Origin of the sequence: Zestosphaera sp. (assembly GCA_038843015.1) — an archaeon.
Taxonomy (GTDB): Archaea; Thermoproteota; Thermoprotei_A; order Sulfolobales; family NBVN01; genus Zestomicrobium.
On the sequence record JAWBSH010000012.1, the window covers coordinates 1 to 22,515 of the forward strand.

32 protein-coding genes are annotated in these 22,515 nt (G+C 45.9%); 25 read left to right on the forward strand and 7 right to left on the reverse strand.

Going from position 1 to position 22,515, the window contains the following annotated elements; all coding sequences use genetic code 11:
* The coding region (locus QXL29_07420) for a glycosyltransferase (protein ID MEM2284422.1) at window positions 1-385 on the reverse strand (385 nt) is incomplete at its 3' end.
* A 42-nt stretch (window positions 386-427) separates the two neighbouring features.
* Window positions 428-844, reverse strand: a complete 417-nt coding sequence (locus tag QXL29_07425; protein ID MEM2284423.1) for a hypothetical protein — start codon at window positions 842-844, stop codon at window positions 428-430.
* 140 nt (window positions 845-984) lie between these two features.
* Here QXL29_07425 and QXL29_07430 point away from each other — a divergent pair, with 140 nt between their 5' ends.
* The 11 genes from QXL29_07430 (at window position 985) to QXL29_07480 (ending at window position 9,035) form a co-directional block, all read left to right on the forward strand.
* Window positions 985-1,299, forward strand: a complete 315-nt coding sequence (locus tag QXL29_07430; protein ID MEM2284424.1) for a 30S ribosomal protein S24e — start codon at window positions 985-987, stop codon at window positions 1,297-1,299.
* 2 nt (window positions 1,300-1,301) lie between these two features.
* Window positions 1,302-1,466, forward strand: coding sequence for a 30S ribosomal protein S27ae (locus QXL29_07435; GenBank protein ID MEM2284425.1), 165 nt, complete (start codon window positions 1,302-1,304; stop codon window positions 1,464-1,466).
* Between the two features lie 60 nt (window positions 1,467-1,526).
* The gene (kae1, locus tag QXL29_07440; GenBank protein ID MEM2284426.1) at window positions 1,527-2,507 is read left to right on the forward strand and encodes a KEOPS complex N(6)-L-threonylcarbamoyladenine synthase Kae1; all 981 of its coding nucleotides are present in this window, start codon (window positions 1,527-1,529) and stop codon (window positions 2,505-2,507) included.
* The gene (locus tag QXL29_07445) at window positions 2,455-3,129 is read left to right on the forward strand and encodes a Kae1-associated kinase Bud32 (protein ID MEM2284427.1); all 675 of its coding nucleotides are present in this window, start codon (window positions 2,455-2,457) and stop codon (window positions 3,127-3,129) included. The genes kae1 and QXL29_07445 overlap by 53 nt, the downstream gene beginning before the upstream one ends.
* Window positions 3,098-3,694 carry an XTP/dITP diphosphatase gene (locus QXL29_07450; protein ID MEM2284428.1) on the forward strand — a complete coding sequence of 199 codons (597 nt, stop codon included), beginning with the start codon at window positions 3,098-3,100 and terminating at the stop codon, window positions 3,692-3,694. Before QXL29_07445 ends, QXL29_07450 begins: the two co-directional genes overlap by 32 nt.
* 20 nt (window positions 3,695-3,714) lie before the next feature.
* A complete protein-coding gene (locus tag QXL29_07455; GenBank protein MEM2284429.1) occupies window positions 3,715-4,194 on the forward strand; it encodes a 30S ribosomal protein S15 in 480 nt (159 codons plus the stop codon).
* Between the two features lie 64 nt (window positions 4,195-4,258).
* Window positions 4,259-5,374, forward strand: coding sequence for a hypothetical protein (locus QXL29_07460; GenBank protein MEM2284430.1), 1,116 nt, complete (start codon window positions 4,259-4,261; stop codon window positions 5,372-5,374).
* A 4-nt stretch (window positions 5,375-5,378) separates the two neighbouring features.
* Window positions 5,379-5,639 carry a hypothetical protein gene (locus QXL29_07465; GenBank protein MEM2284431.1) on the forward strand — a complete coding sequence of 87 codons (261 nt, stop codon included), beginning with the start codon at window positions 5,379-5,381 and terminating at the stop codon, window positions 5,637-5,639.
* Window positions 5,640-5,725: 86 nt separating this feature from the next.
* Complete coding sequence (locus QXL29_07470) at window positions 5,726-6,352, forward strand: 30S ribosomal protein S3ae (GenBank protein MEM2284432.1); 627 nt, start codon at window positions 5,726-5,728, stop codon at window positions 6,350-6,352.
* 110 nt (window positions 6,353-6,462) lie between these two features.
* A complete protein-coding gene (locus QXL29_07475) occupies window positions 6,463-7,764 on the forward strand; it encodes a sugar phosphate nucleotidyltransferase (GenBank protein ID MEM2284433.1) in 1,302 nt (433 codons plus the stop codon).
* 80 nt (window positions 7,765-7,844) lie between these two features.
* Window positions 7,845-9,035, forward strand: a complete 1,191-nt coding sequence (locus QXL29_07480; GenBank protein ID MEM2284434.1) for a redox-regulated ATPase YchF — start codon at window positions 7,845-7,847, stop codon at window positions 9,033-9,035.
* Window positions 9,036-9,508: 473 nt separating this feature from the next.
* Here the strand turns inward: QXL29_07480 and QXL29_07485 are convergent, their stop codons facing one another.
* Complete coding sequence (locus tag QXL29_07485; GenBank protein ID MEM2284435.1) at window positions 9,509-10,561, reverse strand: DUF4559 domain-containing protein; 1,053 nt, start codon at window positions 10,559-10,561, stop codon at window positions 9,509-9,511.
* 158 nt (window positions 10,562-10,719) lie between these two features.
* Between QXL29_07485 and QXL29_07490 the strand changes: the two genes are divergently transcribed.
* From QXL29_07490 to QXL29_07505, 4 genes are read left to right on the forward strand one after another with little or no spacing between them, the layout of a single operon-like run.
* Window positions 10,720-11,391 (forward strand): 50S ribosomal protein L15e, encoded by a 672-nt coding sequence (locus QXL29_07490; protein ID MEM2284436.1) that lies wholly within the window; start codon window positions 10,720-10,722, stop codon window positions 11,389-11,391.
* Between the two features lie 2 nt (window positions 11,392-11,393).
* A complete protein-coding gene (locus QXL29_07495) occupies window positions 11,394-11,864 on the forward strand; it encodes an RNA-binding domain-containing protein (protein MEM2284437.1) in 471 nt (156 codons plus the stop codon).
* Window positions 11,846-12,451: a hypothetical protein gene (locus QXL29_07500; protein MEM2284438.1), complete on the forward strand. Its 606-nt coding sequence runs from the start codon at window positions 11,846-11,848 to the stop codon at window positions 12,449-12,451. The genes QXL29_07495 and QXL29_07500 overlap by 19 nt, the downstream gene beginning before the upstream one ends.
* Window positions 12,451-12,930, forward strand: a complete 480-nt coding sequence (locus tag QXL29_07505) for an Rpp14/Pop5 family protein (protein ID MEM2284439.1) — start codon at window positions 12,451-12,453, stop codon at window positions 12,928-12,930. The genes QXL29_07500 and QXL29_07505 overlap by 1 nt, the downstream gene beginning before the upstream one ends.
* 274 nt (window positions 12,931-13,204) lie before the next feature.
* On the opposite strand, the gene QXL29_07510 is transcribed toward QXL29_07505, so the two are convergent.
* The gene (locus QXL29_07510) at window positions 13,205-13,564 is read right to left on the reverse strand and encodes a transposase (protein ID MEM2284440.1); all 360 of its coding nucleotides are present in this window, start codon (window positions 13,562-13,564) and stop codon (window positions 13,205-13,207) included.
* A gap of 47 nt (window positions 13,565-13,611) precedes the next feature.
* Between QXL29_07510 and QXL29_07515 the strand changes: the two genes are divergently transcribed.
* The 7 genes from QXL29_07515 (at window position 13,612) to QXL29_07545 (ending at window position 18,459) form a co-directional block, all read left to right on the forward strand.
* Window positions 13,612-14,163, forward strand: a complete 552-nt coding sequence (locus QXL29_07515) for a zinc ribbon domain-containing protein (protein MEM2284441.1) — start codon at window positions 13,612-13,614, stop codon at window positions 14,161-14,163.
* 18 nt (window positions 14,164-14,181) lie between these two features.
* Entirely contained in the window at window positions 14,182-14,658 is a 477-nt protein-coding gene (locus QXL29_07520) for a hypothetical protein (protein ID MEM2284442.1), read from the forward strand.
* Window positions 14,659-14,700: 42 nt separating this feature from the next.
* Window positions 14,701-15,138 (forward strand): cobalamin B12-binding domain-containing protein, encoded by a 438-nt coding sequence (locus QXL29_07525; GenBank protein ID MEM2284443.1) that lies wholly within the window; start codon window positions 14,701-14,703, stop codon window positions 15,136-15,138.
* Window positions 15,135-15,545: a methylmalonyl-CoA epimerase gene (mce, locus tag QXL29_07530; GenBank protein MEM2284444.1), complete on the forward strand. Its 411-nt coding sequence runs from the start codon at window positions 15,135-15,137 to the stop codon at window positions 15,543-15,545. The genes QXL29_07525 and mce overlap by 4 nt, the downstream gene beginning before the upstream one ends.
* Complete coding sequence (locus QXL29_07535; protein ID MEM2284445.1) at window positions 15,538-17,217, forward strand: methylmalonyl-CoA mutase family protein; 1,680 nt, start codon at window positions 15,538-15,540, stop codon at window positions 17,215-17,217. The genes mce and QXL29_07535 overlap by 8 nt, the downstream gene beginning before the upstream one ends.
* A complete protein-coding gene (locus QXL29_07540; protein MEM2284446.1) occupies window positions 17,193-17,714 on the forward strand; it encodes a DUF371 domain-containing protein in 522 nt (173 codons plus the stop codon). The genes QXL29_07535 and QXL29_07540 overlap by 25 nt, the downstream gene beginning before the upstream one ends.
* A gap of 94 nt (window positions 17,715-17,808) precedes the next feature.
* Window positions 17,809-18,459 (forward strand): 30S ribosomal protein S6e, encoded by a 651-nt coding sequence (locus QXL29_07545; GenBank protein MEM2284447.1) that lies wholly within the window; start codon window positions 17,809-17,811, stop codon window positions 18,457-18,459.
* On the opposite strand, the gene QXL29_07550 is transcribed toward QXL29_07545, so the two are convergent.
* On the reverse strand, window positions 18,448-18,978 hold the full coding sequence (locus QXL29_07550) for a UPF0179 family protein (GenBank protein ID MEM2284448.1): 531 nt from the start codon (window positions 18,976-18,978) through the stop codon (window positions 18,448-18,450). The two genes, QXL29_07545 and QXL29_07550, sit on opposite strands and share 12 nt — an antisense overlap.
* A complete protein-coding gene (locus QXL29_07555; protein MEM2284449.1) occupies window positions 18,968-19,663 on the reverse strand; it encodes a protein-L-isoaspartate O-methyltransferase in 696 nt (231 codons plus the stop codon). The genes QXL29_07550 and QXL29_07555 overlap by 11 nt, the downstream gene beginning before the upstream one ends.
* A 153-nt stretch (window positions 19,664-19,816) precedes the next feature.
* Between QXL29_07555 and QXL29_07560 the strand changes: the two genes are divergently transcribed.
* Window positions 19,817-20,203 carry a hypothetical protein gene (locus tag QXL29_07560; protein MEM2284450.1) on the forward strand — a complete coding sequence of 129 codons (387 nt, stop codon included), beginning with the start codon at window positions 19,817-19,819 and terminating at the stop codon, window positions 20,201-20,203.
* A gap of 85 nt (window positions 20,204-20,288) precedes the next feature.
* Entirely contained in the window at window positions 20,289-20,678 is a 390-nt protein-coding gene (locus QXL29_07565) for a hypothetical protein (protein MEM2284451.1), read from the forward strand.
* 73 nt (window positions 20,679-20,751) lie between these two features.
* Here the strand turns inward: QXL29_07565 and QXL29_07570 are convergent, their stop codons facing one another.
* The gene (locus tag QXL29_07570) at window positions 20,752-21,810 is read right to left on the reverse strand and encodes an NAD(P)-dependent glycerol-1-phosphate dehydrogenase (GenBank protein ID MEM2284452.1); all 1,059 of its coding nucleotides are present in this window, start codon (window positions 21,808-21,810) and stop codon (window positions 20,752-20,754) included.
* 109 nt (window positions 21,811-21,919) lie between these two features.
* Here QXL29_07570 and QXL29_07575 point away from each other — a divergent pair, with 109 nt between their 5' ends.
* Complete coding sequence (locus QXL29_07575; GenBank protein ID MEM2284453.1) at window positions 21,920-22,513, forward strand: proteasome subunit beta; 594 nt, start codon at window positions 21,920-21,922, stop codon at window positions 22,511-22,513.
* The last annotated feature ends 2 nt before the right edge of the window (window positions 22,514-22,515 follow it).

Sequence of the window (22,515 nt, forward strand, 5' to 3'; positions counted from 1 at the left end):
CACCGCTTGCGTATCTCAGGGCGTTGTTTAACGCGAATGCCTTACCTCTCCTCTCGTTTTCGACAACTAGCTTAAGCTCGACGTCTTTGTGTCTAGAGGCCCACTCCTCGACTAGCTTCGGGGTTCCGTCCGTGCTGGCTGAGTCTACCACTACTATCTCTATTAGTTCCTTCGGGTAGTCCTGTTCGTAGATGTTGTTTAGCTTCTCTTTTATGAGCTTAGACTCGTTGTAGGTTGGTATGATGACTGTTACCTTGGGCTTGTAGTTCTCGTCTACTTTAAGGTCCCAGGGCTTAGGTAGCCATCTTGTCTTGGCGTGTAGGTAGTATGTTAGGGGGATCATGAAGTGTGTTGCTGCTAGTATTATAGCTAAGGTCTCCAGCACTACTTGCTTCCTGTTGCTTACGTTCTTGCAGGTTTTCTGAACTTAGCCTAAGAATCTGAAGAGTGGTGGGTTACTTAGGTAAGATATGCCGAGGCACAGCAGGGACTTCACTGACTGAATTACTTCAAGTAAGCCGTCTCTCAAAGCTATCGTGACTCCATATAAGAGTGCTTTGCCTTTCAGTGTGTTGAGTTCTATCTCGACGTATATTTCTTCGAGGATTGTTTTGAGGGTTGGTGAACTTATTTTGTTTTTCCACTTTCTTAGTGCTAGGATTAGTGCTCTCGCTTCTGGCTTGAGGTTTTTCCATATCTTGAGTCTGACGGCTTTCTTAAACATTTTCTCGATTACGTCGCTTGTGAAGCCCGCCGGCGGTAGTTCTCTTAGTATGAGTTGCTTGATCGTGTGTGAGGTGTCTTGAAGGGGTGTCTTCGCCGGCGGGTAGGTAGTGAGTATCATGCTTCAACTACCAAGTATAATATTTTTGGGCCTTCGGTTTAAAAGTCTTAGCTGGTTTTTGAGGGCTCGTTCTTGATGTGTTGTTGAGTAGTATTAAACTTAAAAATGTTTTTCGCGGGCTTTATTTAGTGGTGTGAGCCGTGAGTCAAGCGCCTCTGAGAACTGTGAGTGTTGAGGAGGGTGTTGTGGTTAACGTGCTTAGTGAGAAGCATAATAGAGTTGTTGGTAGGGTTGAGTTGTTTGGTGAGGTTATTCACTTAGGTAAAGCAACTCCAGGCAGGAGTTCTTTGAAGAACGTGCTTGCTAGACTCTACGGCAAGAACCCGGAATTAGTTGTTGTTAGGTATATTAAGAGTGAGTACGGTTCACACAGGTCTGTTTTTAGAGCAAACATATATGAAGACCTTCAGAGACTGAAGTTCTTCGAGCCCGAACACTTGATTAAGAGGGGTTGACGATGGCTGAGAGACATAAACTCTACGAGATAGACTTGAAAGCTGGCAAAATAAGACTCAAGAACAGAGTATGCCCTAAGTGTGGTAGGGTAATGGGGTACTACTCAAGCCCGAACCCCAGATGGTACTGCGGATACTGCCACCACGTAGAGTACGTGAAGCAGTAGCGACGGGAAAACGAGAACATGATTGTTTTAGGTATTGAATCATCAGCACACACTCTCGGTGTGGGGGTAGTTAAGGACGAGCCCCCACACATACTAGCTGACGTCAGGTTCGTTTATAAGCCGAAGACTGGCGGGATACACCCTAAAGAAGCCTCACAATACTTCATAAGTAACGCGCCTGAAGCAATAAAGAAAGCGTTGAGTGAGTCTGGGTTGAGAGTAAGTGATTTAGACGGGGTTGCTGTCGCTCTAGGTCCTGGGATGGGCCCCTGCTTGAGGGTCGGGGCTACACTAGCTAGAGCTATAGCCTCATACTACGGCAAGCCCTTAATACCAGTGAATCACGCTCTCGCGCACGTAGAGATAGGTAAGATGCTCTTCTCTTTTAAGAACCCCCTCATAGTCTACTTGTCTGGCGGCAACACCCTCATAGCTTCTTCTTCTGAAGGCAGGTACAGGATATTCGGGGAGACACTAGACATCTCTCTAGGCAACTTCCTAGACACTCTAGCGCGTGAGCTAGGTATAGCGCCGCCCTACGTAGTCTCAGGACTGCATCAGGTAGACAAGTGCGCGCAGGAAGGGAAGAACTTCATTGAATTGCCTTACGTAGTTAAGGGTCAAGACGTGTCTTTCTCGGGACTCTTGACTGCAGCCCTAAAAATATTCAGAGATTCTAGAACTAGCTTGAGCGACATATGCTATAGCGCGCGAGAAATCGCTTACTCAGCAATCATTGAAGTTAGTGAGAGAGCCCTAGCACACACAGGGAATAAAGAGTTGTTAGTTGTTGGGGGAGTTGCTTCAAGCCCTGTCTTGAGGAGCAAGTTTGAGGTTATGAGTAGGATGAGGGGGGTTGAGCTAGGTGTTGTTCCCCCGCAATACGCGGTAGATAATGGGGTGATGATCGCGTGGACAGGACTACTACTACTCAAGCATGGAGTGAGTGTCAGGCCTGAAGAAGCTTACGTGAGGCAGAGGTGGAAGCTTGACCAGGTTGACGTGCCCTGGCTCGCCAGAACTGATAGCTTTGGGAGCTGAAGCAGCCTTAATTAAGGCTTGCTATGAGGGGATGCCCTCAATCTATAAAGTCAGGGTTAAGAAGCCTTACAGAGACTCTCTCCTAGACTCTCTACTTATTAGGGGGCGTAGCGAGACTGAAGCTAAGATCTTGGCTGAGCTCAGGCTTAGAGGTCTTAACGTGCCCGCACTCTACTACGTAGACGTGAGTAGGGGGTTGATAATCATGGAGTTTGTTGAGGGCCCCCTACTAAGAGACTTAATACGTAGAGACCCTGAGAAGTCTCTCAAGTATCTTGAGAGTTTGGGTGAGTTAGTAGCTAGGATACATGAGGCGGGCGTAGTCCACGGAGACATAACTACTTCTAACGTCATAGTGAGGGGGGAGGAAGTCTACCTGATAGATTTTGGTTTAGCAAGGTATTCTAGGAGGTTAGAAGACTTAGCTACAGACCTCCACTTATTCATAAGGTCTGTTGAGAGTACTCACTACTCTCTTAAAGAATCTCTACTGAAGTATTTCGTGAGGGGCTATTCTAGGGTTAGGGGGAGAGAATTTACTGAGTCTCTACTATTTAAGGTGAGGGAGATAAGGTTGCGGGGTAGGTATGTTGAGGAGAGGAGAGTGCGGAGAGGTACTTAAGTTATTTCTTGTTTCCAGGAATGAAGGCAAGATCAGGGAATTCAGAGATTTAGGTCTTAGAGAGTGTGTTGATGTAGTTCCTCTCAGTCTAGATAAGGTAGAGATACAGTCTGACGACTTAACCTCGATAGCTCTCTATAGTGCTGTCCAGGCGTCACTCTACCTTAGAGAGCCTTTCTTCGTTGAAGACGCTGGACTCTACATAAAGTCTCTGAAGGGGTTTCCAGGACCTTTCAGTAGCTACGTATACAAGACTATAGGTGTTGAGGGTGTCTTGAAGCTCATGTCGAGTGTTAGTGACAGGACAGCTTTCTTCAAGTCAGTTATAGTGCTTTACTACCCTCAGCAAGGCTTTAAAGTTTTTGAGGGGGTTGTCTACGGCTCGATATCTCTCGAGGCTAGGGGTTCGGGAGGGTTCGGCTTCGACCCCATCTTCGTTCCTGAAGGCCATCACAAGACTTTCGCTGAGTTAGACCTCGAGACTAAGAACTCCTTATCTCACAGGGGTAGAGCGTTTAGAGCCATGGTTAGCTGGTTGAGAACTGCTTATAAATCCCAACTATAGGAAATTTAGTAGGTGCTGGGATGAGGAAGAAGAAAGAGAAGGGTAAGTCGCACTCGACAAGGCCTCCGACGCTAGTCCCTCCTAAGTGGCTACAGTATACTCCTGAAGAGGTAGAGTCGATAATTATTGAGTTGGCTAAGAAGGGGTACCCGCCCTCAATGATTGGGGTGATACTGAGAGACCAGTATGGAGTCCCGCTAACTAGAGCTGTCTTAAACGCTAAGATTACTGAAGTTCTTGAGAGGTATAAGTTAGCTCCCGTAATACCTGAAGACTTATATAACTTAATGAAGAAAGCAGTGAATCTGCGCAGGCACTTGAGCGAGCACCCTAAAGACAAGCACTCTCTGAGAGGCTTAATAAGTGTTGAGTCTAAGATATATAGGCTGATCAAGTACTACAAGAAAGTCGGTAAGCTACCGCCTGACTGGAAGTACGACCCTGAAGAAGCTAAGATACTCACTCAGAGACCACTCATACCGTATACTGAGAGCAAGTAGTTTTTAAGGTTTTCAAGCCCCAGCTATTTAATCTTACTTATCGGAAGATTAGTTGGGTGTGTTTTTGGGTCAAGAGAGTAAGGGAGTGTCAGACGTTGACGTCTTCCACGAGTTCTTAGATGATGTTAAGAAGAGTATGAAGTTAGTCAGGATAGTTTCGTGTTTTGATGTAGAGTCTCTTACTGCGGGCGGCTTACTATTCAAGGTTCTTAAGTCTATGGAGTTGAGTGTTGAGATACTGCCTGACTACACTCCCCCAACTACTGAGTTAGGTGTTAAGGTTTTAGGTATTAACATACCTCATACTGAGTGTGATGAGTGCGTAATTTTTCAGTCTTCGAGTGAGGCTCAAGTATCGCGTGTGAAGCACAAGACTTTAGTCAGGTATACTTCACTACTCTCAGGACTGATTAACTTGCTGAGAGAGTTTATGCCGATTAGTAGAGAGTTGAGGTATTTGGTTGCTTCAGCTACTTACGTCAAGTACATACCGAGGATTAAGGAGCTGAAGATGAGTGAGGAAGATAAGGGGTTCCTGAACTCACTAGCTAGTGAGGGGCTCTTAGAAGTTGCTGAAGCACCTATAACACCCTACTTCACCTCACCTACACACACGCTAGCTATGGGGGTAGACCCTTACGTACCCTCAAACATGGTTAGAGAGAGCGTGAGCGAGACACTGAAACTCTTGTCTGAATTCTATAAAGTACCTCAAGATAAGATGAGGTTGAAGACTTACATGATCAAACACGGGTGGTTCGTGAGAGACTTAACTACTCTAGCATACTTCATCACGTGGTTGCTTGATGTCAAGGGGTTTGAGGGGTACGTTTCTTCCACGATAAACTCAAACTATATGAGGAATTACTACCTACACTACATAAGAAGTATTAAAGAAATGAAGGAGCGTATAGACACTCTAATCAGTGAGAAACCAAATACTGCGAAGACTAAGAACTTAATCGTTAGAGGCAACCCAAGCAACTTGTCCGCAACACTCATAAGTAAGGTTTTATGGGGTCTCAACCTCTTAGAACCTTCTAAAACTCAAGTTGTTCTCGAGTATGGCGGGAAGTACTACGTGAGTATGGCTTCCCTCACACAGAAAGATAGGAAGACTCTCGTCTCTAAACACCCTACTCAAGGAGGCTATATAGTGTTGAGTGAGGCTCCTGCGTAGGGGTGTGTCTAGCCTGAAAATAGAGATTAAGATACGCTTAAGGAGTGACGACTTAAGACTTCTTGAAGCTTTCCATAAAGCTACACTCCCTGACGACACTAACCCGCCAGCAAACTTCACAATAACTCACGAAATACGAGGTAATGAGGCAGTCTTCACTATAGCTTATAGCGGGCCTACATCACCTGAGGCTGTCAGGACAGCCGCCTCAACATCTGAGGAAATACTAAGACTCTATAAGATGCTTTTAGAAGCTATTAGTTGATGACCCCCTACAGCACTGAGTAGATTCCTGCAGTACTTAGTGAAAGTTTTATAAGCCTTAACGTTAGATAGGTATAGGTCGTGAAGATGTCAAGAGCTCCTCCAGTAAAAGATAAGTGGAAGTTGAAGAAGTGGTATAAGGTCCTGGCGCCAGAGTTTTTCGGTAGTGTTGAGATAGCCACGACTCCCGCAGACGACCCTTCTAAAGTCTTGGGGAGAGCGTTTGAAGTCTCTCTCTTCGACCTCACAGGAGATTTCAGTAAGCACCACATAATGCTTAAGTTTCAGGTAGTTAGTGTTGAGGAGGACGTGGCGCGTACTTGGTTTAAGGGGCACGAACTAGCTAGAGACTACATGAGGTCTCTAATAAGGAGAAAGTCTAGTAAGGTAGTAGCGATACCTAACGTGACTACGAGCGACGGCTACGTTCTCAGAGTTACTGCAGTCTCCTTAACTACGTACAGATGCAAAACTAGCCAGAGACACGCGATAAGGAAAGAAATGATGAGGATATTAAGTGAGAAAGCCTCGCAAATGAGTCTCGCAGAATTTGTGAAGAGCATGGTTTTCGGGACTCTAGCAGCAGAGATTTTCGAGTCTTGCAAGAAGATATATCCTCTCAGGAAAGTCGAGATATACAAGTCAAAACTACTCTACATCACAACACCTGAAGGCGTGAAGAAAGCTGTTGTCCTCCCGCAAGCACTCACGTAGCTGCTCACGCGCGACCCAAGAACCGCAACCAACACTTATTAGAGTTTCCTAGACTTTCATTGAAGTCTTGTTTGTGAAAGCTTTAAATTACTTCTTAATATTCTTGTGTGATGGGTCTAGTTATGGAGGCGTTAATTCTAGCTGCTGGTTACGGGAAGGGTTTAGAGCCTCTTACACACACTAGGAGTAAAGTCATGATTCCAGTGATTAATAAGTTTCTGCTAGACCATCACGTAGAGAATTTAGTTAAGGCCGGTGTTGACAGGATAGTTGTTGTAGTTAGTTACTTGAGAGACCAGGTGGTGGAGAGAGCTAGACTACTTGCAGATAAGTTTTCTTGTGATGTGAGGGTAGTTGATCAGGGCAGGCCTCTAGGTACTGGAGACGCTGTTAGGAAAGGTCTTGAAGAGATTAGTTCTGAGTATTTCGTGGTTGTTTACGGGGATGTTTACGTGGAGTATGATGATGTGAGGGAATTCGTTAATGTGGGTGAGAACCTCGTAGGAGCTTACGAGGTAAGTGACCCTAGGAAGTACGGGGTCTTGATAGTTAATGAAGACTTTATTTTGAGAGACATTATCGAGAAGCCTAGTGAAGCTCCCTCTAACTTAGTTAACGCAGGCATTTACGTGCTGAGTAGTAAGATAAGGAAGTATCTCGACGAACTAGAGCCGAGTCCTAGAGGTGAGTACGAGTTAACAGACGCTGTCGTGAAGCTTAGTAAGGAAGAAAACGTGCGTGTAGTTAAGCTGAGTTACTGGAGAGACTTGGGGAGGCCCTGGAACTTACTCGAGCTGAATAAAGACTTAATGTCTTCGTGGAGAGACTCAGTAATTAAGGGTAGGGTTGAGTCAGGCGCTGTGGTCAAGAACGCTGTCTACGTAGATGAGGGTGCTGAGATTCTTTCCGGGACATACATAGTAGGCCCCGCGTACGTCGGGCGTGACGCCGTAGTCGGCCCGAACTCTTACGTCAGGCCCTACACGGTGGTTCTAGACCGAGCTAAGATAGGGTTTAATGTTGAGGTGAAAGAAAGCATAGTCATGAGCGGTACTCACGTGTCGCACCACGCGTACGTGGGCGACTCAATACTGGGTGAGGACTGCAACTTAGGTGCTGGAACAATAACTGCTAACTTAAGATTTGATGAGAAGCCAGTAAGTTATGTAGTCAAGAAAGTTAGGGAGACTACTAACAGGGTTAAGTTCGGGGCAGTCTTCGGAGACCACGTCAAGACAGGCGTAGACGTCTCTACGATGCCTGGAGTGAAGGTAGGTGCTTACTCCTGGATCTACCCTGGAGCAGTAGTAACTCGAGACGTGCCGCCCTGCAGCATATACGTGGATGAGGAAGACATTAGAGAGTTGAAGAACGAGTGTAGAGTAGATAAGAGCTTGTGGCTTAACGAGTGAGATCCACATATTAAGTGTCGTGAGTACTTAGTCATAGTGAGGTGTTTTAACTGCCTCCTGCCCCGCCTCTCGTAGGTGTTGTGGGTAAGACTAACGTCGGTAAGTCGACTTTCTTCTCAGCAGCTACTTTGATAGACGTCAAGATAGAGAATAGGCCTTTCGTGACTATAGAGCCTAACGTAGGGATAGCTTACGTGAGGACTAAATGCGTCCACACGGAGTTGGGGTTGCGAGGATGCAACGCTAAGAACTCAGTTTGCTTGGAGGGTGTGAGGATGATACCTGTGAAGCTAATGGATGTTGCCGGCTTAATAAAAGACTCACACAAGGGTAGAGGCCTCGGAAACAAGTTTATGGATGACTTAAGACAAGCTGACGTACTGATTCACGTGATAGACGTTTCCGGATCTACAGACGAGGAGGGGAGACCTGTCCCTCCAGGCACTTACGACCCGGTAGAGGAAGTACTGAGTATAGAGAGTGAGATTAACGAGTGGTTTTACGGGATAATAAGTAGAGATTGGGCTAGGTTTGCTAGAGGTCTTGACAACATGCCGTGGGATCAAGTAGTAGACGCGCTGACTAAGAGAGTTTCAGGTCTTTCGATAAGGCGGGAACACGTGTTGATGGCTCTGAAACTAAGCGGTCTCGAGTTGAGTAAGCCTAGTTCCTGGCGAGAAGAAGAATTAAGGAGTTTCGTAGTTAGGTTGCGTGAGGTCGCGAAGCCGACAGTCATAGTAGGTAATAAGGCTGACTTACCTGAAGCTCTAGACAACATCAACCACGTAATCAAGACGCTGGAGAACAGAGTCTTCATACCTGCTAGTTCAGTATATGAGTTAGCTCTGAGGAAAGCATCTAAAGCAGGGTTAATCAAGTATCTACCAGGAGATCAAGACTTCACAATACTTGACGAGAGTAAGCTCAACCCAAAACAGAAAGCAGTTCTAGACAAGATAAGAGAGTTTATGAGGAAGTTTGGAGGAACAGGCGTCCAGCAAGCACTAAACACGGCAATCTTCAACGTCTTAAACTACATCGTCGTCTACCCAGTCGAGGACCCACACAAGTTCACTGACAGTAGCGGTAATGTCCTCCCCGACGCTTACTTAGTGAGGAAAGGGACTACGGCGCAAGAACTCGCATACTTAGTTCACACAGACTTAGGTAAGGGATTCCTCTACGCCATACTAGCTAAGGAAAACAAGAGAGTCGGTAGCACGTACGAGCTACAAAACAACGACGTGATTAAGGTTGTTTCAGCCAGGTAGTGAGCAGCACTCACAGAACTCCAAGAATCTTACTCTCCGGAATTCTCTCAATTAGTGAGCCTGCTCAATAAGAGACAGGGTGCTTACTAGCTCTTAAGGAAAGATTAATTCACTATGAGGATGGCTAGTCTCTTTCCTTGCCCTGAAGTTCTGGGTTTGCTTTGAGCCTAGTGCAACTGTTTTGGGTTTTATAAAGGTTTGTAAGGGGTTGATGTAAGTTATTTTATTGTGGGTTGAGCTCGCTCACGATGTGGGTGTGTAGTGAAGACTCGAGTGGGTAGGGCGTTCAAAGCCAGGATGTGGGGTTTCCCGTAGCCTTGAACCCGAACTATATAAGGGGGAGCTATGGGTCGGAGCTACCCTGAAGGGAATGGAGACCTATGACGCGGGCACTGATGAAAGGCGCCCCGAGGTCTATGAAGCCAAGGGTCGATATCAACCAACATGAAACCCAAACCCCGACATATTGAGGTCTAATACGTATATGTTGTGATTCCTTTTTCTTTCGCGTAAGATTCTATTTCTCTGCCAACCCACACTCCCGCAAGAACTCCAATGACTTCCTTCTCTGGGTAGTGTTTCTTCACTACGTTAAGTTTACTCAAGAGGTTGCTCACGTCTACGTGTTTGGGCTTAATCTTGACTTCCACAACATAAACACTCTTATCACTCTCAACTAGTAAGTCTATGTCGAGTCCATCAAACCTAGCGTTTCTAACCTTCCTCAGTACTCGCTCACCCCTAAGAGAAATCTCTTGAGCTACGTCCTCATACACGTACCTAGCGACTGAAGCCTCGGTCAGAGCACCAGCAATCTGCTCTAGAGCAGAAACTCTCTCGACTAACCCAGTAACAACACTAGTAAGTTCTTCGAGTCTCTTACTATGCTCTTCTAGCCTCTTACTATGTTCCTCTAGTCTCTTATTATGTTCTTGAATAGTTCTCGTGAGTTCTTCTAACCTCTTACTATGCTCTTCCAATCTCTTGCTGTGTTCTTGAATAGTCTTCGTGAGTTCTTCTAGCCTCTTACTATGTTCTTCTAGTCTCCTGCTATGCTCTTGAATAGTCTTTGTGAGTTCTTCAAGTCTCTTACTATGCTCCTCCAGTATTCTACTATGTTCTTGTACGACCCTAGTAAGTTCTTCAAGCCTTTTATTATGGTCCTCAACAATTCTAGTAAGTTCTTCTAGTCTCTTGCTGTGTTCTTGAATAGTCTTTGTGAGTTCTTCTAGCCTCTTACTATGCTCCTGAATGACCCCAGTAAGTTCTTCTAGTCTTTTGCCGTGTTCTTGAACGGTACTAGTAAGTTCTTCGAGTCTCTTACTATGTTCCCTTAGTGTCCTACTATGTTCTTCAACAGTACTAATTATTCTTTCAGTATTTTTCTCTATAGAGTCTAGCTTCTTCAGAAGTTCTAAGAGACCTATTGCTCCGGCAACGGCGTACCTGAACTCTAAGTCTTCCTCGAGAGCTTTAATTATCTTGAGTTTCTCTTCTTTACTAAGACTCTCGCCGTACCCCGTCATTTCCTTATATCTCCTATCAAAGTGTCAGTATTTTAGAATATAAGTTTAGGTCGTTGGTTGAGGTGTGGTGATGAAGGCTGTTTAGTGAGAGATATTAAGGAAGACTAGCTAAGGTCTTTTAAACCCTTGTAACATCTATTTGGAGGAAGTGGAGTAGGATGGTGAAGTCGGTATACAGCTACATAGCTGGGGCGTGGAAAGACCTAGACTCTAGTGATATGAGAGAGTTGATGAGAGAGCGCTATATAGAGTGGAGGAGAGCTCCTACGGTAGTCAGGGTTGAGAAGCCTACGAGACTTGACAGAGCTAGAGCTATAGGTTATGAAGCTAAGCAGGGTTTTGTCGTGGCTAGAGTTAGGGTTAAGAAGGGTGGTTTGAGCAAGCCTAGACCTAACTCTGGGCGCAGACCTAAGAGGATGGGTGTCTACGGCTACGCTCCTGAGAAGCCTCAACAGCTAATAGCTGAAGAGAAAGCAGCTAGGAAGTTCCGCAACCTGGAAGTCCTCGGTTCTTACTGGGTCGGTGATGACGGGATTTACGAGTATTTTGAGGTCGTGCTCGTAGACCCTAACCACCCATCAATAGCTTCAGACCCTGACATAAACTGGATTACAGCGCCTTCTCAGAGAGGTAGAGTGTTTAGAGGGAAGACTATGGCTGGGAGGAGAATGAGGGGTCTTTTAGGGAACAGAGGTGTTAGAGGAACTCACCACTGGAAGTGGAAGAAGAAAGCTAAGGAGAGGGAGCTGAGGAAGAGGCATGAAGCCTCAAGAGGTGCTAGACTAATACTACCTCAAGACAAGGCTAAAGAATTAGGTCTTGAGAAGTAATCATGAGTAAACGTTACGTAGTAAGCAATCTAGTCTTAACTGTTTTCGCGCACAGTACTGAAGACTTAAGTAGGGTTAGGCAGGCAGTACTGAACGTTCTACCCCCACAACTTAGAGAGAAGGTCTTGATAGAAGAGCAGGTGGTTCAGGGGCATTACGGGAATTCCATAACCCTCATCACTGTCAAGACGAGGAGTCGGGAAGACGACGTTCACGCTTTCAAGCACATCTTGTGTTCGCTAAGCCATACTGACAGGTCTCTCTTCGTAGCCACGCTACACAGGCGTGTCGGCTCAAAAAACTCTATAATCTACTTGAGACTCAGTAAGCAAGACGCGTTCTCAGGGAATATCATGTTGATGGACGGTGATGACGTGATTAGAGTCTCAGCTACTGTCGTGGGAGTGAGGAGTCTGAAAGACTTGCACGACTACGTGACGGGGGTGTTTAGAGAGTGCGGATCAAGTACGTAGATATTAGCAACAAAACTCCTCTCTCGGCGCTTAATCAGTTAGTTGAGAAAGCTCGTGCTTACGACTACTCAACTATAGTTCTGCATGGCTTGACGACTGTTGAGACACTCGGTGATGTTAGGCTGGTTCCACGCACTACTATAGACTACAAAAGCAACATCCAAGCAGTGAAGAGTAAGTCTCTTAAAGTGTTTTCAGCTAAGACTCCTGAAGAATTGAAGCTGAGTAATCAGGTTTTGAGTGTCTTGAACGCTGTGGAGGTGGGGGGTAAGTTACTGAGTGATAGTAGGTCTAGGAAGAGTTACGTGAAGTTAGTTAATGTGGGGAAGCCTGTGATACTCAACGCTTCAGAGATTATAGACTTAATGCTTTCAGGGAGGGACTTATCAGGACTTCAAACACTTTTAAGCTTATACGAGAAGAGTCAAATCACTATAGCCTTAGGTAGTGGAGCGCGTAGCTTAAGTGAGGTTCATCACCCGACAACCTACTACGCACTCTTGCTAGAGTTAGGGCTTTCCGAGGTTAAGGCGTTGTCAGCTCTTGCCGCAAACCCTGCATCAATACTTAGAGGTGCTGGTTTTTGATGGATTTACCTGAAGTCATTCTTGTCTTAGTAGCTTCAACAGCTCTGGCTCTCGCTCTAGTAGCTATACTCCAGCTAGTGATTCTCAAGCGTAGAATCGAGCAAGTGTTAGCAGGTCTAAACTCTAAAGTGTTAAAGCATGTTGTTAAGAGTCTTGAGAAACGCAGGAAACGCAAGAATAGGTACTTAGTAGTGAGGCTAGCTACCTCGAAGAACGTCAGTCTTAACGAGCTTCAGAAAAGTCTTGATGAAGCATTCATAGAACTTTACGGCAAGAAAAACTACTCAGAAGCTTCCCCGAAAGTACTATACTATAGCGAGAAAACCTCGAAAGCAATAATTAGAGTCAGGAGTCACCGCAAGTGGAGTGTGTTTCTAGTTCTAGCATACCTAGAAAGAAGAGACTTACTCAGCTACGTATGTCCAGAAAGAATTACCGGGACCTACAAGAAAGCAAAGAAGTATGCCGAGACGACTTGACTAAGACTCGATGGCGAGACCGCACCTCTTGCTTGAAGAGTCTTAAGTTAATAAGGTCGTAACATTATATTAATTGATGATGTAGCCGCTCCAGACTGAGAGATGAGGACCTCGCGACGAACTGAATATAGTTTCAGACCTATAATTAGTTTCTTACTAGTTTCGTGGTGTGGGGGGTTAAGAGATCCAGTGTCTGAATGTAGTGGTTTGCCGGGACTTAGCAAGCGCTTAGTGATTAAGGTTCTATCCAGAACTCTCTGACCTCCTCCCCGCCCTAAAGGACGAGGGTTCCGGGGAGGTTTAGAGCTACATTCCCAGCGTGTGCTGGGTTCAGCTCTGCGCCCGGTCTCAGGCGCGTTACCCCTACCCCGTGTAGAGCGGGGCTCGGGAATATGGTTCCTATCCTGAGTAGTATGTTATATGCTCCGACCATGTCTGCGTTGAATACTGTGTTGTGTTTGTAGCACTTGAATAATCCTCTGTACACTCTTCTGTGGTCTTGGTTCTTCGCTTTGCATAGTGGGCAGGTAGTGGATGTATTTTCTTCGCTGACAAGCTCTACCTTGATGCCGTACTCTTCTCCAACTTCGGCAATCCTCATCAGCAGATACCCATACGTCCATATATGAACCACTTCGAAATTGATTTTAGAGCCTTTATCGCTGTTTTGAGCTATATGTTTTGGGTAAGAGGGAGCTGTTCGAGAAGTATGCTAAGCGAGAAAGAAACAGGGAGAAAGACTTTATAAACAAGCTCGTTAAGCAGATAACCGCCTTACTCCCCAACACTGTTCACGTCGTCGAAGACCTCGAGAAGGGAGACATGGTTGCCAGGGGGAGAACTAATAAAGAGAGGAGGAAGAGAAACGCTAGAACACCTTGGGAAACAATACACGGTAAGCTCTCAGAGAAAGCACTAGTCGTCAAGGTCTCTCCACGTAACACTTCCCGCACCTGCCCACGATGCGGGTGCGTGGTAAAGACCCGAGTGGGCAGGGTATTCAAGTGCCCGAGATGCGGTCTCGAAATGGGTAGGCAGAAGCTCGCATCCATAAACATCTACCTCAAGCACACCAGTATGTGGGGGTTTCCCCACAGCTATGAGCCCAATGAGGGTGAGCTGTGGGTAGGGGTTACCCTGAACGGGTGGAGACCAATGATAAGGCTTCCAATGAAAGGAAGCCTGAGGTCAATGAAGCCAAGGGTCGATATCAAGCAACATCAACCAACATGAAACCCAAACCCCGTAGATATCAGCTATAAGAGGTCTTTGCTGGGGCGTCAACTACTAGAGAAGTTAGGAGTTGATTTAAGTAGAGTTCACGTAGTCGTTAGTGACTCAAGAGATATTCAGTTAAGGAGAGTTTTTGATGAGGTTCTCTTAGACGCGCCGTGTAGTAATAGCGGGGCTATGTCTAAGGACCCGGGCCTCAGGATAACCTTGACTGAGTCTAAGGTGGTGTACTACTCTGCTCTCCAGAAAGAACTGATTATTAAGTCTACAGAACTCGGGAAGAATGTAGTCTACTCGACATGTTCTTTAATGCCTGAAGAAGGTGAGGAAGTAGCTAACACGGTTTCTGAGAGAGTAAAGTTCTGCAGGCCTGTTGAGTGGGCGGCAGAAGGCTATAAGTCTTACGACAACTACCGAGACTTCATGCGCTTATACCCGCACAAGCACCTCACTGAGGGCTTCTTCATATGTTGTATGGTTAGTAAAGACCTCTAACCTATTTTTAAGGATGTGTTTATTTAATACTTGGGGATTCACGTGTCTTTGTCTACGGCTGAAGTCGTGACTCAAGCTAGGAGTATTAGGAGGAAAGTCCTCGTTTCTAAGCTTGGTTTAGACGGGCACGATAGGGGTGCTAAAGTCATAGCTAGAGCCTTGAGAGACGCCGGGTTTGAGGTAGTTTATTTAGGTGTTCATAAAACGCCTGAAGACGTTGCTGAGGCAGCGGTCGAGGAAGATGTTGCGGCGATAGGGGTCTCCATACTCTCCGGCTCGCACTTAGAGCTTGTTAAAGACTTGATTAAGTTGCTGAGGGAGCGCGGTGTTAGCGTGCCGGTAATAGTTGGCGGGATAATACCTCCTGAAGACGTTGAAGAACTTAAGAAGCTCGGCGTCTTCGAGGTTTTCACTCCTGGGACACCGCTCAAGAAAGTGACTGAAGTTTTTGAGAGGGCGTGTGAGGTGGGGAGTTCGTGAAGCTAGACCACATAGGTATTGCGGTAAAGAACTTGGATGAGGCTGTGAGGTTTTATAGAGACGTGCTAGGGCTTGAGCTCGAGGGTGTTGAGGAAGTTCCTGAAGAGAGTGTTAAGGTAGCTATGTTTAGAGTTGGTGACACACACATAGAGTTGCTTCAAGGAACTACCCCAGAGTCAGCGATAAGCAAGTTTATTGAGAAGAGGGGTGAGGGGATACACCACATAGCGGTAAGAGTTGAGGACGTAGACAAGTCTGTCGAGGTTCTCAAGAGTAGGGGTGCTGTCTTAGTTTACGACAAATCAAAGCTGGTCTCGAAGGGTTCTAGAAAAATAAACTTCGTTCACCCTAAGTCGACTGGAGGGGTCTTGCTCGAGTTAGTTGAGAGGGTGAAGCCTGGTGAGTGATTTAGAGAAGCTTAGAGAGAGGTTTAATGAGTGGGTTAATGAGGTTCTCCAACCTACTATCAAGAAAGCTCCTGAGATGAAGCCTCGCTTCTTCTCGGAGGAAGGGCTGGAGATTAAGGGCCTCTACACCCCGCTAGATACTGAGGGTGTTGGGTGGGGCTACTTAGACAAGCTAGGTTTTCCCGGGGCTTACCCCTTTACTAGGGGAGTTTACCCAACCATGTATAGGGGCCGTCCATGGACTATAAGACAGTATGCTGGGTTCGGGTCAGCTGAAGACACGAACGCTCGCTACAAGTACCTCTTAAGTATTGGACAGACAGGACTTAGCATGGCTTTCGACTTGCCTACACAGCTGGGTTTAGACCCTGATAACAAGCTAGCATGGTATGAAGTCGGTAAGGTAGGTGTTTCTATGCCTTCAGTTAATGAGATGGACTTAGTTTTTCAGGACATCCCTATGGATAAGATCTCTACCTCCATGACTATAAACGCTACGGCTATAGAGATACTGTCTATGTATGTCGCTGTGGCGGAGTCTAGAGGGATTAGCAAGTCTCTGCTTAGAGGGACTGTCCAGAACGACATACTGAAAGAATACATAGCTAGAAACAACTACATATATCCGCCGAGGCCTTCTATGAGGTACGCGACAGACCTCATAATCTACGCGGCCAAGAACATACCTAAGTGGAACTCGATCAGTATTTCAGGATATCACTTCGAGGAAGCCGGCGCTACTCCCGCTATGGAGGTGGCTTTCACTCTGGCTGATGCTATAGAGTACGTTAAGTGGGTTCTTGAGAGGGGGATGAACGTAGATGAGTTTGCTGGTCAGCTGTCTTTCTTCTTTGCAGCCCGCACAAACATATTCGAGCAAGTAGCTAAGTTCAGAGCTGCTAGGAGGATGTGGGCTAAGATAATGAGAGACAGGTTCAACGCTAAAGACCCTAGGTCGATGATGCTCAGGTTCCACACGCAGACAGCCGGCGTGTTGCTTACTGCCCAGCAACCGCTAGTCAACCTGATTAGAACCACACTACAGGCTCTGGCCGCGGTCTTGGGAGGCACGCAGTCACTACACGTAAACTCATATGATGAGGCTCTCTCACTACCTACTGAAGAGTCTGTCAAGCTTTCTGTTAGGGTGCAGCAAGTACTGCTCTACGAGTCTGGAGTTATTGATACTGTAGACCCTCTAGGCGGTTCTTACTATATAGAGTGGCTTACCGACCAGATAGAAGAGAAAGCGTGGAAGATGATAGACGAGATCGACAGACTGGGAGGAATGATTAAAGCTATTGAGCTCGGCTACCCGCAGAGAGAGATTGCGAGAGCCGCGTACGAGTGGCAACTGAAGGTTGAGAGAGGTGAGGTCCCTATAATAGGTGTTAACACTCTAGTTGAGGAAGAGACTCTCAATATTAAAGTCCTTAAGGTTGACCCTAAAGTTAGGGAGAGAGTCGTACTTAGGCTAGAACAGTTAAGAAAAGAGAGAGACCCTATGAAGGTCAGAGACTCTCTAAACGAACTCAGGAAAGCTGCTGAGAGAGAAGACGTGAACATATTCCCCTACATATACGAGGCAGTAAGACACAAAGCGACTTTAGGCGAGATCTCTAAGACTCTGAGAGAAGTGTGGGGAGAGTGGAGAGCTCCGGAAGTATACTGAAGGGAGCCACCAAACTCGAGAACACGTCAAGCAACTCTTCAAGAAGCCTCAAGTGTTTTGCGGGAATAGATGTAGTGAGTTTTAGGGGTCACTCAAACGTAAGAGCAACCCACAAAACTACTTTCGAGATAACTAAAGAGACTCACTTAACTCTTAGAGGGAACTGCATAATAGGGGTTGGTGCTGATAAGGGGTTAGCAGACTTAAGCCAAGAACTAAAACAGATTATAAGGAGCGAGAATTCCGTAGTTCTAGTGTTGCTAGTTGATGAGTTAGGCGAGTACGACTTAGTTTTAGGTAGGGGGGACCCACGTCTCGAGTTGAGTGATGAGAAGAGAATTATTGTTAGGAAATCCACGTACGTTAGTCAAAACACGCTAGCTATATCTTCGAGTAAGTCGGCTGCAGACCTGAAGAGAAGTTTAGTTGAGAACTTGAGGAGAGGTGTTAGTGCGAGAGCCTACATAATAGGTTTCGCAGTCTCTAAAGACTCGTGAGTTTAACTCGCTTGAAATCCTTTGTTGAGTTTAGGTTGTGAAAGCTTATTTACTAGCTTTTTAAGAAATTATCAGCGAGTAGGTGAGTAAAGTAATGCCTGAGTTTAAGGTGGTGGTCTCGGACCCTGAGGTCGTTAATCCCAAGCCTTTATTAGTTAAGGTGATAGGCTCTAGTGACTTGAGTTATGGTGATGAACATAAAGAAAACAGAGTTCTGGTGGTGTGTAGGGTTAACCCAGAAACTAAGAAAGCGATTAACTCGCCTCTAGGCATAGCTACGCTCAGGATATGGAAAAACAAAGCTAATAGAGAGAAAGTCAACCTGATAGTTAGGTTAGTTGATGATCCTTCTGTTCCTCCCGACACGGTAGTTGTTCCCTCAGCGTTTCTTTCAGAGAAGGTAGGTTCTGAGGAAGTCTTAGGCGAGGTTTTCAGAGCCCCCTCATTCCAGATAGCAGTGACTGGAGATAAAGCTAACGCGTTCATCGGCAAGAAGATAGGTGATACAGTCCCTGCATCAGTTGTGGGGTTGTCGGCTGAGTGGAAATTACTAATAACTGGGGGTTCAGACAGCTCCGGCTTCCCAATGATTCCCTCACTGCAGGGGGGTGTTAAGAAAGCCTTACTGCTTTCTGAGCCGCCAGGCTTCCACCCGAAGAACGAGGGGGAGAGGAGGAGGAAATTCGTTAGAGGTAACACGATAACTGAAGAGATAGTGCAGATAAACACTAAGTTAGTCCGCTAAGATAGCCTCAACTAAGACCATAGACTCTTTAGAGGTCCTGCAGTCAACTCTCTCTTTAACTCTAACGACCTTGACTGACGCGTTATTCTTCAGGTATTCGGCACTGCAGAAAGTGCGGTAGGGGCACTTAATTTCGTTGCATTCAATCATTTTGTGAGTGAATTTAAGTCCTTCTAAAGCTAGCCTCTTAGGTATTACTAGTAGTATAGGTCTTTCCTCAACTTCTACTGTAGTTACGTGCCCGTAGAGCTTGCAAGGATTCTTAATATTAGTAACTCTAGTTACTTCGTAGAGGTGGTTAGGCTTTAGCTTGTCTAGGCAGACAGGCTTCAACCTACACTTCAAGCACTCTTCAGACGGTTGCCCGTGAATGAACCTAAACCCCTCTCTAGCTACCAAGTGATTAAGCAACGTTATTATAGGCATCTCCTCATAGCACCCTAATAAAGTATCTTGAGTAAGCACCTTAATTAGGTTTTTGGAGGTTAAGTAGCGTGAGTATCTTAACTCACTTATCAAGCCAGAAATCTTTCTTGAACCCGTACTCGCCTAAGAGCGGGACGAAAACACAAGGTACTGAGTCTTCTACGTGTAGGGAGCCTCCCCTCTTCTCGATTATTTTGAGAGTCTGCACGTACATGTCGCCGACAGGTATTACTATCCGCCCCCCTTCCTTGAGTTGAGATATGAGGGGTTCAGGCACTTTAGGAGCTGCTGCAGTAACTATTATTCTGTCGTAAGGTGCTGCTTCTTCATACCCTCTACTCCCGTCACCTACTACTACTGTCACGTAGTGTGAGTAGCTCGTCCTCCTCAGGTTCTCTTCCGCGAACTTAGCTAGTTCCGGCACTATCTCTATAGTCCATACATGCCCTTCAGGCTTGACTATCTCAGCTATGATTGCTGCTTGGTAGCCACTCCCAGCCCCGATTTCCAGGACTTTATTGCCTCGAGAAGGCTTGAGAGCTTCAGTCATTATAGCGACCATGTGGGGGGCGCTGATGGTTTGCCCGTAACCTATTGAGAGCGGGGTGTCTAAGTATGCTAGCTCCCTATACCTTAACGGAACAAACTCTTCTCTAGGGACAGAAAGCATAGCTCTAATAACTTCTTCACTCTTAAGTATACCCTCTTCTATCAACGACTTAACAAGCTTTTCTCTCTTCGCTCTAAACACCTCATCAACACTTGCGGACTCAACCATCATAATGAATTATCCTTTAAACAACTTAAATACTGAGGTAGGGCGAGAGAACGGGAATAACGCAGGTAAGTCTTCTTAAGCTGGCTTAATCTTTGATAACGCGAGTTGAAGACTTAATAGTTCCGCGACTCAACACTACTTGAGGTAGTTGAGTTGGATGGTTTGCCGAGTTTTAGTGATTTGCTCTGGTTTTTCTTTATTATCTGGATATTCGTTAGCTTCATGTATCCTCAGCTAAGATACTCTTCACTCAGGAATGCCCGTGTATCGATAATAAGAAGTCTTGAGAGCTACTACAACACTAAAGTCATAACTTTGATTCACAGACACGAAAGAATAACTCTTTTCGGCATACTGCTCTATAAATTCATAAATATTGAAGACTATGAAGAGATTTTGCGCGCTATAAGAAGTACCCCGCCTGACAGGAGCATAATGCTGATAATCCATACTCCAGGCGGCTTAATGCTGGCTGCTTCTCAGATAGCGCTGGCTCTTAAGAGGCACGCGAGTAAGAAGATCGTGGTCGTACCACACTAAACTATGATTGGAGGACTCTCATAGCTTTAGTTACTGACGAGTTCTGGATAGACCCAGAACGGTTTTAGGTCCTGTAGACCCGCAAATAAGTACTCAGACAGGTTCTTTACCAGCCCCCTCAATAATTAAGGTAGTTAAGGAGAAAGGTGTTGAGAAAGTCAGTGACGAGACTTTAGTTCTTGCTGACATAGCTGAGAAAGCTCTAAACCAGACTAAAGACCTAGTGAGGAAGTTACTCGAGAACAAGCTTCCTGAGGACAAGATCGAGTTAGTCATAGACAAACTCGTGATGGGGAGGCACACGCACGACTGGCCAATAACTGCTGAAGAACTTAAAGAGCTAGGACTTAACGTAAAGACAGAGATACCTCCAGCAATATATAGTTTGATGTCGCTGTACCCGCAAGAAGCTATGAGGAGGCCTGCTGTAGAGTATCTCCCAACTGAGCCGCGTAGGGTTCAGAAACAGCTTTAATAAGTCATAACACGCTGGAAGTGCAGTATCGAGTTTTTAGGGTGTGAAGAGCGGGCAGTCTTCTCGAGTGTGGCTAGTCAATAACTTCAGTTTCTTTAGCTAGTTTTTCTGCTGCTTCGTAAGTCAGGCCGCTCTCACCGAGGATCGTGTATCTCTCTGTTCTTATTTTGTGAGCTATTGTTAGAGCGTTTATAATGTCAACGTCTCTGACTCCCAGTTCTTTAGCTGTTGTAGGTAGTCCTACTTTCTTCAAGACTTTCTTTATTTTTCGCCATTCTATCCCGTGGAGGTATGACATCATTATCGCTCCAACCCCTACTTGCTCCCCGTGTAGTGCTGGGTAGTTGGCTATGTAGTCTAGCGCGTGACTAAATAAGTGTTCAGAGCCGCTTGCTGGTCTAGAACTCCCAGCGATACACATAGCTACTGAGGAGCTTATGAGTCCTTCTACTATGACTCGCACGCCTTCTATAGAGAGCTTAGATATGAGGTCAGAGTAGTTCACTACGTGTTTTGCTGAGAGTAGTGCTAGCTGTGCTGAGTAGTCCCCGTAGTACTCGCCTTTAAGTCTGTGAGCAAGCCTCCAGTCTAAGACTGCAGTGAATTTAGCTATTAAGTCTCCGGCGCCGGCCTTAATTACTCTGCTGGGTGCTGAAGTTATTATGTTTAAGTCTGCTATGACTGCTACGGGTGGCTTAGCCAGTACTGAGGTGATTTTGCCGCCTCCCCTGAGTGAGGCGAAGGGTGAGGCTATCCCGTCATGAGAAGACGTTGTAGGGACGCTCATGAATGGGATTCCTGAAGATGCTGAGAGGTACTTAGCTATGTCTATTGTTTTGCCGCCGCCCAACCCTATTATTAAGTCTGGTGAGAAGCTGTTTAGTGTTTCGTGGAGGCTTTCTGCCTCGCTTAGGGTAGGTTTATAGACTTTACTTACTTCATAGCTTACGTTACTTGAGGACATCATCTCTTCTACTGTGCCTCCTATCAACCCCCAGACGTTAGGTCCTGTTATTATGAGGACTTTCTTACCTAGTCTGAGTTCCTGAATAACTTTAGGGATTTGCCACACTACGTTCTCTCCGACAACTATTTTCTTAGGTAAGTCAATCACATGAGGTTCTCTCCTCAAACCATCACCTAAGATTAAACTTATTACTGCTGAAAATATATTTCCATGTAGTAGGGGGTCGTGATCTACTTAAAAGACCTTGTAACTTAAGAAGTTTAGGTGATGGCATGTGAGTGTTTTACACGGGACAACTACAGTCGGCTTGAAGTTGAGAGATTCCGTGGTGGTGGCTGCAGACAAGAGAGCTAGTCAGGGGTACTTCATAGCTCACAAGAGGGTTAGGAAGATTATTAAGATTGATGACCACGTAGTAATGTCTATAGCTGGGTTAGTAGCGGACGCGCAGATACTTGCTTCACAACTCCAGTATCTAGCAAGGAAATACAAGTATGAGGAGGGGGTTCAAGTACCTGTCAGAACTCTAGTCTCTTACTTAGGTCTCTTACTAAATACTTACAAGTACTTCCCGTTTGAGGTTCAGTTAATTATAGGTGGGTACGACACTGAGCCGAGACTATACGCTGTGCAGTGGTTCGGCGACTACACTGAGGAAAACTATGCTGTGACAGGGTCTGGAAGCCCCGTAGCTATAGGCTTGATAGAGAGTAGGTACTCGGCAGACCTCAGTGTTGATGAAGCTATTAAGCTAGCGTTAGAAGCTATCAGAGCATCAACTAGGAGAGACGTGTTTAGTGGTGAGGGCGTAGACGTGGCTGTAGTGAGGAAAGGTTCTGTCGAGATAAGTACTTACAGCTTGTGGTAGGG

What these genes read in the sequence shown, in the direction of transcription:
- QXL29_07425 (MEM2284423.1), bottom strand. Translation starts at nt 844, where the DNA reads ATGATACTCACTACCTACCCGCCGGCGAAGACACCCCTTCAAGACACC.
- QXL29_07435 (MEM2284425.1), top strand. Translation starts at nt 1,302, where the DNA reads ATGGCTGAGAGACATAAACTCTACGAGATAGACTTGAAAGCTGGCAAA.
- QXL29_07455 (MEM2284429.1), top strand. Translation starts at nt 3,715, where the DNA reads ATGAGGAAGAAGAAAGAGAAGGGTAAGTCGCACTCGACAAGGCCTCCG.
- QXL29_07470 (MEM2284432.1), top strand. Translation starts at nt 5,726, where the DNA reads ATGTCAAGAGCTCCTCCAGTAAAAGATAAGTGGAAGTTGAAGAAGTGG.
- QXL29_07475 (MEM2284433.1), top strand. Translation starts at nt 6,463, where the DNA reads ATGGGTCTAGTTATGGAGGCGTTAATTCTAGCTGCTGGTTACGGGAAG.
- QXL29_07485 (MEM2284435.1), bottom strand. Translation starts at nt 10,561, where the DNA reads ATGACGGGGTACGGCGAGAGTCTTAGTAAAGAAGAGAAACTCAAGATA.
- QXL29_07490 (MEM2284436.1), top strand. Translation starts at nt 10,720, where the DNA reads ATGGTGAAGTCGGTATACAGCTACATAGCTGGGGCGTGGAAAGACCTA.
- QXL29_07495 (MEM2284437.1), top strand. Translation starts at nt 11,394, where the DNA reads ATGAGTAAACGTTACGTAGTAAGCAATCTAGTCTTAACTGTTTTCGCG.
- QXL29_07505 (MEM2284439.1), top strand. Translation starts at nt 12,451, where the DNA reads ATGGATTTACCTGAAGTCATTCTTGTCTTAGTAGCTTCAACAGCTCTG.
- QXL29_07545 (MEM2284447.1), top strand. Translation starts at nt 17,809, where the DNA reads ATGCCTGAGTTTAAGGTGGTGGTCTCGGACCCTGAGGTCGTTAATCCC.
- QXL29_07555 (MEM2284449.1), bottom strand. Translation starts at nt 19,663, where the DNA reads ATGGTTGAGTCCGCAAGTGTTGATGAGGTGTTTAGAGCGAAGAGAGAA.